The 12,609-nt window shown below is 65.0% G+C and carries 15 protein-coding genes; 3 read left to right on the top strand and 12 right to left on the bottom strand.

Annotated elements, in window-relative coordinates:
• Positions 1-208: 208 nt before the first annotated feature.
• The 9 genes from GY769_04605 to GY769_04645 form a co-directional block, all read right to left on the bottom strand.
• Complete coding sequence (locus GY769_04605; GenBank protein MCP4201197.1) at positions 209-496, bottom strand: hypothetical protein; 288 nt, start codon at positions 494-496, stop codon at positions 209-211.
• A 69-nt stretch (positions 497-565) separates the two neighbouring features.
• Complete coding sequence (locus GY769_04610) at positions 566-1,570, bottom strand: radical SAM protein (protein ID MCP4201198.1); 1,005 nt, start codon at positions 1,568-1,570, stop codon at positions 566-568.
• Positions 1,570-3,222, bottom strand: a complete 1,653-nt coding sequence (locus GY769_04615) for a B12-binding domain-containing radical SAM protein (GenBank protein ID MCP4201199.1) — start codon at positions 3,220-3,222, stop codon at positions 1,570-1,572. The genes GY769_04610 and GY769_04615 overlap by 1 nt, the downstream gene beginning before the upstream one ends.
• 152 nt (positions 3,223-3,374) lie before the next feature.
• Positions 3,375-4,271: an energy transducer TonB gene (locus GY769_04620; protein ID MCP4201200.1), complete on the bottom strand. Its 897-nt coding sequence runs from the start codon at positions 4,269-4,271 to the stop codon at positions 3,375-3,377.
• A gap of 14 nt (positions 4,272-4,285) precedes the next feature.
• A complete protein-coding gene (locus tag GY769_04625) occupies positions 4,286-4,672 on the bottom strand; it encodes a hypothetical protein (GenBank protein MCP4201201.1) in 387 nt (128 codons plus the stop codon).
• Positions 4,669-5,214, bottom strand: coding sequence for a sigma-70 family RNA polymerase sigma factor (locus tag GY769_04630; GenBank protein MCP4201202.1), 546 nt, complete (start codon positions 5,212-5,214; stop codon positions 4,669-4,671). Before GY769_04630 ends, GY769_04625 begins: the two co-directional genes overlap by 4 nt.
• A gap of 53 nt (positions 5,215-5,267) precedes the next feature.
• Positions 5,268-6,509: a PQQ-binding-like beta-propeller repeat protein gene (locus GY769_04635; protein ID MCP4201203.1), complete on the bottom strand. Its 1,242-nt coding sequence runs from the start codon at positions 6,507-6,509 to the stop codon at positions 5,268-5,270.
• A gap of 71 nt (positions 6,510-6,580) precedes the next feature.
• Positions 6,581-8,032 carry a xanthine permease gene (locus GY769_04640; GenBank protein ID MCP4201204.1) on the bottom strand — a complete coding sequence of 484 codons (1,452 nt, stop codon included), beginning with the start codon at positions 8,030-8,032 and terminating at the stop codon, positions 6,581-6,583.
• Between the two features lie 99 nt (positions 8,033-8,131).
• Positions 8,132-8,629 (bottom strand): FxsA family protein, encoded by a 498-nt coding sequence (locus GY769_04645; GenBank protein ID MCP4201205.1) that lies wholly within the window; start codon positions 8,627-8,629, stop codon positions 8,132-8,134.
• Positions 8,630-8,700: 71 nt separating this feature from the next.
• On the opposite strand from GY769_04645, the gene GY769_04650 reads away from it, so the two are divergent.
• Positions 8,701-10,035: a mandelate racemase/muconate lactonizing enzyme family protein gene (locus GY769_04650; GenBank protein ID MCP4201206.1), complete on the top strand. Its 1,335-nt coding sequence runs from the start codon at positions 8,701-8,703 to the stop codon at positions 10,033-10,035.
• A 12-nt stretch (positions 10,036-10,047) separates the two neighbouring features.
• Here the strand turns inward: GY769_04650 and GY769_04655 are convergent, their stop codons facing one another.
• The 3 genes from GY769_04655 to GY769_04665 form a co-directional block, all read right to left on the bottom strand.
• Positions 10,048-10,206: a hypothetical protein gene (locus GY769_04655; protein ID MCP4201207.1), complete on the bottom strand. Its 159-nt coding sequence runs from the start codon at positions 10,204-10,206 to the stop codon at positions 10,048-10,050.
• The gene (locus GY769_04660; GenBank protein ID MCP4201208.1) at positions 10,203-10,928 is read right to left on the bottom strand and encodes an alpha/beta hydrolase; all 726 of its coding nucleotides are present in this window, start codon (positions 10,926-10,928) and stop codon (positions 10,203-10,205) included. The genes GY769_04655 and GY769_04660 overlap by 4 nt, the downstream gene beginning before the upstream one ends.
• Before the next feature lie 210 nt (positions 10,929-11,138).
• Positions 11,139-11,720: a TetR/AcrR family transcriptional regulator gene (locus GY769_04665; GenBank protein MCP4201209.1), complete on the bottom strand. Its 582-nt coding sequence runs from the start codon at positions 11,718-11,720 to the stop codon at positions 11,139-11,141.
• Positions 11,721-11,789: 69 nt separating this feature from the next.
• Between GY769_04665 and GY769_04670 the strand changes: the two genes are divergently transcribed.
• Complete coding sequence (locus tag GY769_04670; protein MCP4201210.1) at positions 11,790-12,011, top strand: hypothetical protein; 222 nt, start codon at positions 11,790-11,792, stop codon at positions 12,009-12,011.
• Between the two features lie 257 nt (positions 12,012-12,268).
• Entirely contained in the window at positions 12,269-12,451 is a 183-nt protein-coding gene (locus tag GY769_04675) for a hypothetical protein (GenBank protein MCP4201211.1), read from the top strand.
• Positions 12,452-12,609: the final 158 nt, after the last annotated feature.

The following is a 12,609-nucleotide window of genomic DNA, read 5'->3' on the forward strand; positions in this document are numbered from 1 at the left end:
ACCGTCGATGGCTACCGCCACATCAAGATCCGGGTGCGAGCCGCCAACGCCAAGTACGCAAGCTGCTGCTGAGCGTACTCAAACGACGAACGTCACAGAGAGAACCGCGCTGCGTTTTGCGCGACTGCCGGCAGGGCTATTTCTCGTTGACATCGCTCTTTCGTCACCGGTCCGCACCCGGTCGCCGAGTGGTTTGTGTATTGTCTGCCTAGCCGCGCGCCTCGAAGTTGACCGCTTCCGTCATCTTGATCTGCTCGAGGCCCTGGCGGGCCGTGATGACGATAGTGATCGTCCAGGCGGCGGCCTGGGCGACTGACTGAATCTCTTCGCGAGTGAGCGTGCCCTTGACCACTCGGCGGGGGTCGACGCCGACCGCCTTGACCGCTTTGCGCCAGTCCTTCTTCATCGAGTCACGGAACTTGGGGTCCTCGTAGAGCTTCTTGAAGAGACGGTCTCTAGTTCTGGCACTGATCACTTCACGCTTCTTTTCTGGCATTCCTCTTACACCTCCTTTCTTGGGTTTGATACTTAGGGCTCGGGCCCTGCCGTTCTCTTGGATCCGTCCTCATAGGTTCAGGATGTCGGAGCCCCTGCGCGTGGTTTCCTGATCCACGATCGTCCTCTTCAAGAAGAGCTCGGCCTGCTGTAGCGCGAGGGCTTCCTCGAGTTGCTCGGCGACTCCCGACCGGGTCAGCAAATGATGACAAGCGTGGCAGGAGGAGGCGAAGCCGGTTGTCGGCAACTCTCCCGCCTCGGCAAGCACGTCTTTCACTCGGCCACCGGGGCCATTGTCGAGCGCCAAAGCGTTGTAGAGGGGGTTCCACTCCGCCCGCTCGATGATCTCCTCGAGAGGCTCTTCGCGAATGTTGCCGACATCCAGGACCGGAATCGTGAATGCCGGTCCGCAACACAGATGAACGCTACCCTCGGGACGTACGATCAGCGTCTGCAGCAGCGAGCAGTAGTCGCACGGGATCTCGCTATGCTGCGGAAACTCGCTAGCGCTGAGACCGGCTGCAAAGCCGATGGGGGCGCAGGGCACCTCCGAGGCCATGACCTCGTCGCCTTCCTTGACGCCCAGCGCTTCGAGATAGTGGCTCAGCTTCTTGCTGCTCGCCGTGACCACGCACTGAAGCGTCGGAGCGATCCCAAGCTCCCGCGATGCCTCCAGGGCGTTGCGGACTCGCTCCAGGGGAATCCACTCCTGGTGGAAGTCGTCGACGCTCAGCAGCAGCTGGCGAAGCCCCAAGTCGTAGAGCGCGCCCAGCTGCTCGCGTGCGGCCCGTGGGGTCTTGGCCCAGAAGGCATTGGTGACGGCAACCGACGGCAGATCGTAGGTCTCCTTGGCGTAGCGCATCACCTCTTTCATCGTCTCGAGGAACACGAAGGGCTCACCGCCGCTGAAGCCGACAAGCCGCAGCTCGCCCAGACCGTAGGCCTGGTCGACCCAGGCGCACGCGTCTTCGGCGCTCATTCGGTCCTTCCGGTTGAGCAGGTCGCCCCAAAGGCACGAGCGACAGCGCGCGTTGCATCCGTATCCCAACATCAAACCCAGAGTCGTATAGCCCATCACTCGGCTCCTGTCCCCTGACGCGTCGCGGTCGTGCCCTTGAGCTCGGGCGCAGGCACGAACCGGACCGGCGTCTGATCGTAGTGGCGCAGATAGAAAGCGAGAATCTCGTCGCGAACATGTCCGAGGTCGAGCTTCGCCCGGCCTCCGGAGATGGTGTCGGCGGCGAACTCGTAGAAATCGAGCAGGAACTCATCGAGGGTCTGGTTGGTCATCGGTCCGCCGCCCCGGCGGTGGTCGGTCGCCCAGGTGTGCCAAGCCTCGTAGGTCTGCCACAGGGAGCTTTCTTCGCCCAGGAGACCGAGGACCGTGCCCCGCATCTGGGAGCAAGGACCATGAACGAAAAGGTCCAGTCCGCGCAGCAGCTCGCGCCGAATCCCCTCGGTCTCGAAATAGTAGAAGCTGGTAAACAGCCGCGGATGCCTCCGGAACCACTCCGGCTCGAGAAAGCGGTAGTCGGCCCCGGAAATGTCGGAGTAGTAGCCGTCCCAACGCAGGCGATGCCCATGGTCGTCATAGTCCGGCGTCGCGAGCTGAGGCGCCAGAAGATGGAGCTGGACGTTGACCATGGGCCGCCGCAAGAGCTCTTCGACAAGATCCATGGTCTCCACCAGATCCTCGGTGGTCTCGGTCGGAAAGCCGGCGATGAACGAGAACGTCGGCCGCATCTCCGATTCCAGGGTCTGATCCACGGCCGTTCGAACCTGCTCCAGATCCAGATCCTTGCGGATTTCTTTCTGCATCCGGGGCGAGCCCGACTCCACCCCGTAGAAGATCGCCTCGCAACCCGCTTCGGCCATGCGGGCGAGGACCTCGCGGTCAACGCAGTCCACTCGCGAGCTGCACGACCACTCCACTTCCATCTTCTCTTCCAGGAGCCGGTCGCAGAATTCGAGCAATCGGCGCCGGTTGACCGTGAACAGGTCGTGCATGAACGTGAAGTGGGAAGCTCCGTGGTCTCGCTGGAGACCGCGCATCTCCTCGAGGATTCGATCGACGGACTTGAGGCGAAACCGCCTGCGCCAAAAGGTAGAGGTCGAGCAGAAGCTGCAGGCGAACGGACATCCTCTGCCGACGTCCAAGGCCGGAGAGCTACCGACCTCGTAGGGAAAGAGGTGGTAGGCGGGTATCGGCAGGGAGTCCAAATCGACGACCAGCGGCGCATCGGGATGGCGTACGACCTCACGACCTCGACGCCGGGTCAGCCCGGGGACCGCGTCGAGCTCGCCGCCCGTCGACAGCGCCGCCAGCAGTAGCGGCAGAGATTCCTCGGCCTCGTCGCGGAGGATCAGATCGACGAAGGCAAAGGCCTCGAGAGTCTCGACGTCGGCGACCGAGGCCTGCGGTCCGCCGAAGACGACGGGTACCTGCGGCAGCTTCCTCTTGACGGCCTCGGCGAGGCGCAAAGCGATGTGGTACGAGTTGCACATCGTGGAGAAGCCCACCACCTCGGGCTCGTGCGAGAGGATCTTGGCCGAAGCATCGGCATAGAAGTCCTCGTCGAGGCGGATCTCGCCCTCGGCCAGCGCATAGTTGAAGTCCACCAGAGAAACCTCGTGGCCGCTCTGCTCGAGCACCGCCGCCAGGGACAAAAGGCCCATAGGCAGCGAGAGCATGGCCGGTTCGCGGTCGAGGCTGTACCAGCTACTCAAATTGAGATTGCTGACCAGGCATAGACGCACGATTCGCGAGCCGCAGGGGTGTGCTCCGTGTCTTGTGGGTCAGAGTACACACACAACCGCCCATCGCAACACTCGGGCGGGTGGTAACTCCACTACCTCAGCGGGCGGGAGTACCGGTGCGGTCACTCCAGCCGAAAGTTGACCGTGACCATATAGACGACGGCGACCGGCTCGCCCTCGTAGAGCGCGGGCTTGAAGCGCCAGGTCTTGGCCGCGGCCACCGCGGCCTCGCTGAGCCCGTACGGCTGGCCCTCGAGCACCTCGATCCCTTCGATCACGCCCTCGGCATTGATGACCATCCGCAACACCACTCGCCCCTGGTGTTTCAGCTCGCGGGCCTCGGCCGGGTAGGCCGGTTGGGTCTTCTCGATCGGCACCGGCGCGGTCACCTCTTCGCCGTCCACCAGCATGAGGTCTTTGCGCCAGGAATGGCGCAGTCCCCGTCGACCCAACTCGGCCTGAGACATCCGATCGACCTCGACGACCAAGAACAGGAATGGCCCATCGGGCCCCTCGGCCGAGGTGACGATGGCGCGCTCGCCGAGGCGAGTATGGATGGTCGGCCCCGAGAGCAGCTCGCCGTCACGCTTGATCTTGGCCGAAATCGTCATCACGTCGTCGCCGCTATCGAGGGTCTTCGATGGTCGGATGTCCATGTCGATCTCGAAGCTCGAATCCCCGTGAACGTAGACCCCCGACACGGCGCCACCATTCAGAGGCAGCTGCGTGGCCTGGCGCGCGAGCTCACCCAGATCGTTGAGCGCAAAAACCTCTCGCACTTCTGCGTTGTCGGACTCCGGCTGCCACTCCAACAGGAACTGATGGAGCTCCCGGCGCCCCAGAACTCCCGATGAGATCGGCGCACTTCCGGCTTCGCGGCCACCCACGAGCGAGGCATAGCGCACGACCAGCACATCTCCAGCGCCGTCCCCGGTATCGGTACCGGCATCGGCCCTTCCCGCTGAAAGCGCACCGAGCCCGAGAATCACCAGTATCGAAATCGACCATCCTCGTTTCATGATTGATCTCCCTTCTATCTCTCATCTACGGATTCCGCGGCTGATTGCGAGTGCCTGGCCAGAGCAAGATAGAGCTTGGTTCCGGAGCGCAGTTCGTAGATGAGCAACGGCTTGGCCGCCTGCTCGGATACCGCCGATACCGTCGACACCGGCGGCTGCAGATTCTGCCGCTCGCCCCAAGGGCCGCCCGAGGGCACGCCGGTCACGACCACGAGCACCGCAATCGTCAGCCCCGCGGCCACCAGGGTCGTCGCCGTCGCCAGCCGCCAGCGGGAGCGTCTCGGAGCCTGGTCGATTCTCGCCAGGATTCGGGTCCGCACCTCGGCAACGGAGCGACCCGAAGGCCGCTGCGTCCACGCCTTGAATTCGCCCCGGATTCGATCCAGCTGCTTGCCGTTCATGGTTTCTTCTCCACCGTTCGTCGCAGTCGCTCCAGCCCTCGATGACGATGCACTCGAATGGTCGCGGCCCTGAGGCCGAGAATTTGCCCCGCTTCCCGATCCGTGCAGCCCTCTACCCAGGTGAGGTAGAGCGCGGCTCGCTGCCGAGGAGCGAGCGTCGAGAGCAGTCTTGCGGCCTCCAGGCCGGCCTCGGGCGCCGGGGCGCCGCCGGGAACATCGACCAGTTCCTCGGTTCGGCGGAGGCGCCGCGCCCGGCTGAGGCACCGCCTGGCAACGATCCGACGCATCCATGCTTCAAAGCTCTCCGGCCGGCGCAGCATCCAGAGCCTCTTCCAGGCGTGGACGAGCGCCTCCTGCACGACGTCTTCGGCCTCTTCCTCCGCCGCGAGGAGTCCGCGCGCCAGAGTCACCAGAGGCGACCACGAATGCTCGACCAACTCGCCGAACGCCCTCTGATCGCCGGATCGCGCGCGGATCACCAGATCCGCGACTTCGTTCGTATGTGCCTCGGGAAGAGCCACGGCGCCCGCGCTTTGGGTCATCGTCTACTAGACGACGCTACCAGGGCAAACCGTTTACATCCGCCGGATTGTTTCTACTGTGGCCCCGAAGCCGGCGCGATCTGCACCGCGGCGATCTCCTTGAGATTGCGGACGAACAACACTCCGTTGGAGTACGCGGGTGTGGTGTAGCTGCCCCGATCCAGAGTCTGATGAGACGCGATCTCCCTGTAGGCGCCCGGGTCGGGTGCGACAACCCGGAGCATGCCGTCATTGCCCCAGGTCACGATCAAGTCGTCGATCAAGACGGCCTCGCCTTCGCCCGAGGCTCGGGATCGCCAGTTCACCTCGCCGGTCTCGGCATCGAGACAGGAGAAGATGGAGCCGCTGTACCCGTAGAGCTCGCTGCCCTGGGCAAGAGGCACGGCAAAGCTGTCCTTGAGGCTCTTCGTCTGCCACAACTTCTTGAAGATGAAGCCGCGTGCCGCGGGATGAAGCCTGAACAGAGCGAATCCGGCTTCGGCTTCGATCAGGACTCGATCCTCACCCACGGTCACCGGCTGGGACGACCCCTCGCCACCGTTCGGCTCGTAGAGAAAACTCCACGCCAGCTCGCCCCCCACAGGGTCCAGACCGTAGAGGTGCGTATTCGAGGCCACGACGAGGTGTTCGCTCCCCCGCAGCTTCAGGAGAGCCGGACTCTGATAACCGGTCGCGGCTTCGCCGCTGCACCACACCGTTTTTCCATTGGTCTTGTCCAACGCACACGCCGTACCCTGGCGGTCACCGCCAATCAGAATGACCACGTTTTCACCGACGACAAGCGGTGAAGAGCTGATTCCCCAGGTCGGGATGGACGCGCCCAGCTCGCCGACCAGGTTTCGCTGCCACAGCACCTTGCCGGTAGCAGCTTCGGCCGCGATCATCTGACCCTTCGGCCCCAACGCGTACACCACGTCGGCCGACACCGCTGGAGTACCGGTCGGGCCGTCGGCAGCGCCGCTTTTTCCCTTCAGGGTCGGCGCCAGCGCCCGGCTCCACAGCTTCTCGCCCGAGGTCGCGTCCATCGCCTCCAGGATGTCGGAGGCGCCATCGGAATACATCGTGAACGCTCGCCCGCCACTGACCGAGATCCCCGAGTAGCCCGAGCCCAGCGGTCTGCGCCACAGAGTCTCCAACTCGAGGTCGCCGGCATCGGCAAGCTTGCCGCCCGGGCTCGTTGCTCGCGCGTCGCGCGTCGGGCCCAGGTAGCCGGGCCAGTCCGAGCCGCTCACCGCGTGCAGCGCGGCGGGGACCGCGAAGAGAAGTGAACCGACGAGAAACTGCCTGGAATTCATGATCGTTCTACGGCGTGGAAGTCACCCGGGTTCTACTCCTCACAACCGGCGGGGCCCCATTTGGCTGGAGCTCAGGTCGAGACCTCAGGAGCCGGCAGCACCGCGCGCAGAACGGCGTTGAGCGAAATACCGAGAATGGTGGCGATGACCACGGCATTGCTCAACAGCAGGCGGGTGAAGGGTGCGAGCCCCCCGAGCCACTCCCGATTGCCGCCGACCGCCGCCGGCAGAGTTACCGCGGCAATCAGTGCGATCGCGGTCGTGAGCATGTAGACCTCGTCCTTCTCGCCAATCGAAAGCAGCCGCACCCCGGCCACCGCGATCATGCCGCAGACGACCAGAAAGACGGTTCCGACCACCGGCCGCGGTATGAGAATCAAAAGCGCCCCGACCTTGGGCGAGAGCCCGTAGAGCACCAGGATGCCGGCGGCCACCTGGATCACCCGTCGACTCGCCACACGGGTAGTGGCGATCACTCCCGTGTTCTGGCTGTAAGTGGTGAGCGGAATGGCGCCGAAGAGAGGCGCCACGGCGGAAGAGATCCCCTCTACCGTAATGCCCCGGCGGATGTGCCGCACGGTATAGGTTACTTTCGAGACCGCGCAGGTTCCGGCATAGTCGCCGATCGATTCGGCGATCGAGCCCACGAAACCCACCAGGATCCCGAACACAGCCCCGCCGACGAAGGTCCAGCCGACACCGGGCCCGCCGAAGGCCAGCGGTCGCGGTAGACCGAGCCAGGCGGCCTCGCCGATGGGAGCGAAGTCGGCCAATCCCGCGGCGGCGGCCCCCGCGACACCGAACAGCATCAGGCTGAAGAGAATCGATCCGCGCGCCAGGATTCCCAGACCGAAGCGGTAGCCCGCGACCGTAAGCAGAACGATCGACAAGCCGGTGAGTCCCGAGAGGGTGAGCATGGCCGGCCGCGTGTCGGCGAAGACCCAGCCCCCGGCGATGCGGGCCAGGGTGAGACCGATTGTGGTCACCACGATGCCGCACACGTAGGGAGGAAGGTAGCGGCGCAACCGGGTGAGGATGCCGCTGGCGCCGACCGCGGCCTCGAAGATGCCGCCCACGAAGGCGCCCATCCACATCGCGGGCGCGCCGAAGATGGCGCCCACCGAGGCCATGGCTCCGGCGTTGGTGGCCGACGGTCCCATGACCGACGGCAACCGGTGCCCCCAGGTCGCATTGATAAAGGTGAAGACGCCCATCAATGCCAGGCAAGTCGAGATCATGTACGCGGCCTGCAGGTCGCTGTAGCCGACGGCCCGAGCCACGACCAGCGGCAGCACGTACGGCGAGACGTCTACCAGCGTGTGCTGCAAGGCGTAGAGCAACGTCTCGACCGGCGGCGGGACGTCGTCGACCCGGAAGTGCGGCTCGAGGACCTCGAGATCCTCTTCCCATACCCGAGCGGCGGCCTCCCGGGGGGCCGCTTCGCTGGTCGCGTTCGCTTCGAACATGGCCTCGACTTTGCCGTAACTGCCCACCGCCAGGCAAATGGGCACGGTAGACTTCACGACAGCCCTCCGAGGATGGCCGGTGAACAAAGCTGGCCGAAGGACCGCATCCTCGAACGCCGAGGACAGTCCTTCATTCCGTCTTGGATCTGGCCCGCGCTAGGGTTCGCTCGCGGAATCGTCCCGGTTCGGCGGGCTCTCGAGCTTCTCCGACCGCGGCGTAACGTCACGCGTTTCCCTCGGATATGGCGCTCCGAAACCGCCGCCAAGATCGACCGACATCTTGACCGAGCCGCTCTTGACCGCGTGCTCGAAGCGCCGGCTCAGGTACTTCTTGATGACCCTGCGCCCGGGCGGAATCAGGCAAAAGAACCCGAGCGCATCGGTCAGAACGCCGGGCGTCATGAGCACCGCTCCCGCCACCAGGATGAGAGCGCCGTCGACCAGTTGACCTGCGGGCAGCCGGCCCTGGTTCATCTCCGACCGGATCTTGGCGAGGACCCCGAGGCCCTGGTGGCGGGCCAGGTAGGCGCCGAGAGCGCCGGTCAAGACGATCAGCGCCAGCATGGCCGGCAGGCCGACGCGCTTGCCAATCTCGATCAAGAGCGCCAGCTCGGCGATCGGTACGAGAATGAAGAGAAGAAGTAGTCGGCCCAACTCGGTGAATCCCTCGAGACGATCATCGCACGCGCGTAGAATGTTCGCGTGTCAGGCACAAGGGTGACGCCGTGAGAATCGATCGCATCGATCTCTGGCACGTGGCCGTGCCCTTGCCGGCTCCGTTCCGGCCGGCCTGGATTCCGGGCCTGGTGCAGAACGAGAACCGCTTCGATCTCATCCGTCTGACCACCACGTCGGGCATCGAGGGTTGGTCCGCGGCACCCCGGATGGGGCGTGAGCGCTCCGGGCTCGGCGCCTTGCTCGGTCCCTACTTTCTCGGCGAGCGAGCCGACGACCTCGCCAACGTCCGACAGCGCATCCGCGAGATGGGCTACCTGGGCTGGAACGCCGGCTGGATCGAGCCCGCCTGCTGGGACATCGTTGGCAAGAAGCGCGGCAGCCCGGTCTGGAAGCTGCTCGGCGGGGGCGGCGGACGCGTCCGGGCGTATGCTTCGAGCGGTGAGGTGCGCTCGTCCGAGACCCGGAAGGAAGAGATCGAAACACGACGAGCCGAGGGCTTCGACGCCTTCAAGGTACGGGTTCATGCAGAGACCCTCGACGAGGACATAGCCCAGATCCGCGCCGCGCGAGCCGCGGCGGGCGACGAGCTGATCCTGGGTGTCGACGCCAATCAGGGTTGGCGGGTCGCGGTCGTCGCGGACGCCCCGCGCTGGGATTACGAGCGCGCTCACAGTTTCTGCCGCGCGGCCGAGGATCTGGGGTTCGCCTGGGTCGAGGAGCCCCTGCCGATGGATGACTACCAGGGCCTGGCGCGACTGCGGCAGGCGACCGATCTGGCAATCGCCGGCGGCGAGCTCAACGGCCAGGGCCTACCCGAGTTTCGGGTAATGCTCGAGAAAGGCTGTTTCGACTGGTATCAGCCCGACGCGATCTTCACCGGTGGCATTGCTGCCACCTGGGTGATTGCCCGTCTGGTCGAAAGAGCGGGAGCTCTCTACTCACCACATACCTGGACCAACGGCATCGGCTTCGCCGTCAACCTGCAGCTCTTCGCGGCCTCTCCGCGCCACGGCGAGGCTCGCATCGAATATCCCTTCGATCCACCCGGCTGGGTCCCGGAGGCGAGAGACGGGCTTCTCACCGAGCCCTGGCTGCACCACCAGGGCGAGATCCGCCTTCCGCAGCGCCCGGGGCTCGGTTTTGACATCGACCGGCGCGCGCTGCGCCGTTACGGCAAGCGCTTCTTCACCGCGACCAAGGCACGGGTTGCTCTCCGCGCCGTTCTCGACCGAGGGTTCGCCGAGGCCCGACAGCTCGGCGAGGTCCGACAGCATCGCCTCGAGAAGCGAGGTCGCGAGCTCGACGCGAGCCGGGCCGACCCGGCGCTCGATGCGCTCCGAGCACTGGAGCGCGAGTACCTTCAGCCTGACGGCGGATGTTGACGGTGCCGCGAGTCAGTCCCTGCCGTAGGCGAGCTGCTCCGAGACCGCCCTTTCGTCCAGCACGCCGGCCAGAGCGTCGACGAGCAGATCCCTGGGAAGCTCGAACGCGAAGCCGAGCCGTTCTGCGATCCAGGCGATGAAGCCCACTACTGTATTGCTGGTGACGATCATGACGCTCTCCTTTCCAATCTGGTCATTGCCTTTGGTTCAAACGCCGCGAGTTCGCCGATGAAAGCAATCGCTGCCTTGACCACCTCCGGGTCGCGGAGGATTCTGTGGTGGCCTAGGCCCGTCGTCGTGATCAGGCTTGCTTCGGGCCAGGCGTCGGCAAGCTCGGCGCCCTCTCGGTGCGAGATGAAGCGATCCATCGAGTCGTGGATGACCAAGAGCGGCATCGGCATGCCCGGCGCGAGTCGTAGCGGCTCGGACGCATCCCACTCGAACCCCAGACGGTCTTCGAAAGCCCTGCGCATCCGATCGACAACCGGTGGCGGGAAGCCGGTCAGCTCACCGAATCGCTCGCGGATGGCGTGAAGCCGCGCCGACGGCGAGATCGCGACCACCCGATCGGCGCTCAGCTCGCGCTCGGCCAGGGCGTAGATGGCCGCGGTGCTGCCGAGCGAGTGCGCAATGACCGCCTCGACGGGCTCAAAACGGCGCGCTACTGCGCCCAGCGCGGCGGCGAACGCCGGCATCGACGCGGTCCGGCCGGAGGCTTCGCCGTGGGCCGGCGCATCGTGCGTCACGACACGATAGCCGCGCGCGAGCAGCGGCTCGACGAAAGCGCCCAGCTGAAGACCCCGGCCCGACCAGCCGTGAGCCAGAAGAACGGTTCTCGAGCCGGTTCCCCAGACCCAGACCGGTATCGGCCCGAGCGGAGACGGAATCGTCATGCGGTCGGCGCCTTCGGCCCACGCGGACTCGCGGCTGGGCTTCGGAGTCGCAGTCGGCGTAACGAAAAGCCGTGCCGCCAGCCTGGCGGCTAGGGATGGAGCGAATCGACTCAGAAGCAAGTTGAACCTCCGGAACAAAAACATACGAACGGTCGTGCTTGTTTCCTTCGAAACGTCATGCTGAAACATGGTGCCCCTCGTCTCGTCAGATCACCTGGCGCAGGCCAGCAGCCGCTCGAGTGCACTCAGCGCGCGGTTGTGCGCCTTCGGGTCTCGGAGCAAACGATGGTGCAGGTGGAAGGCCATGAAGACCCCGTAGACCTCGAAAGCCAACTGCGCGGCATCGAGGTCCTTTCGGAAATGCCCTTCCTCCACCGCGATCTGGATCGCGGTCGTCAGAGTGTCGACCCAGTCCCGCTGCGTTGCGACCAGCGCGTCGCGGACGCGCCCGGGGCGATCGTCGAGCTCGAAGGAGGCGGCCATGAACGGACATCCGCCTGTGCGCAGCGTTTCCCACGCCATCCACCGGTCGAACAGAGCCCGCACCCGAGGCTCGCCCCGGGGCTCACGCAGAGCCGGAGATACGACCGTCTCGATGAAGTGAGCGGCGGCGGACTCCAGAACCTCGACCTGCAGGCCTTCCTTCGAGTCGAAGTGGGCGAACAGCCCGCTCTTCGACATGTCGGTCGCCTTGGCCAGCTCGCCGAGCGAGAGGCCCTCGACCCCGACGGTGCTCGCGAGGTCCAGCGCCTGGCTCAGAATCCTCTGCTTGGTGTCTTGCCCTTTCCTCATGTCGGCAAGAAAATAGCACGACCGGTCGTTCTTGTCAACCTCTCTCCAACCGAGGCGCAAGCCCCCACAATGAAGCTCGCAGGTATCTATCCAATATCTCTGACGCTGATGCTGGTTGGGTGGACCGTTGCTGCCATGGCCCAAGATCCGTCTCTCACCCTCGCGGCTGTCGATCCGGGACCGGGACCGGTCTCAGAAGAGCAGATCGACAACCTCACTCACCGACGGATCGTTCTGTCTTCGGCACGAGTGCTCGAAGCCATGTGGCTCAGAGGTCAGAGGAGTCGCTGAGGCGAGTTGCCACCTCGCCCTCGCCGTGTTTGCGAACGTGTGAGCCCTCTCGAAGTCGAGCTACCGCTTGCGGGGAACTCGACCACGTTCGCAGCCTCGCGTCCTTCGAGCTTGGCCGCCAGCTAACATCAAAGCACACCGCCACTGTGGTTCTGATACTCACCAGGGCTAGTAGCGTCACGAGGTGGCGGTTTTCCGGGAAACCTCGGCCGAAAACGCTATGCTGTGAGGGGATAACAGAATGAGGATCATTGGATATGCCCGAGCAATCAACGGGTGAGGGGCAAGGCCCGGAGCGACGAACCGGCAGGGATCGTCGCTCAGGCGAAGACCGGCGCAAGAGCAAGCGCGGGATCAGAAACCTGTTCCCGTTCTCGATGTTCCTGGACCGCCGCAGCGGCGGAGATCGGCGGAGCGAGAACGACCGCCGCAAGAGCTGATCGGTAGCCAGGTGCGCGTAGGCGCTGCGTGGTGGAGCCTCGAACGGCCTGGGCATTGGCTGGTCGCGCCCATCCTGCCCATTCGGGTGGCGCGTCGTCTGTAATAGCAGGCGTAACGTCTATAGTTGCCTCGATAAAGGCACACCTGGGAAAACCCA

This window comes from bacterium (assembly GCA_024224155.1).
In the GTDB taxonomy this organism is placed as follows: domain Bacteria; phylum Acidobacteriota; class Thermoanaerobaculia; order Multivoradales; family JAHEKO01; genus CALZIK01.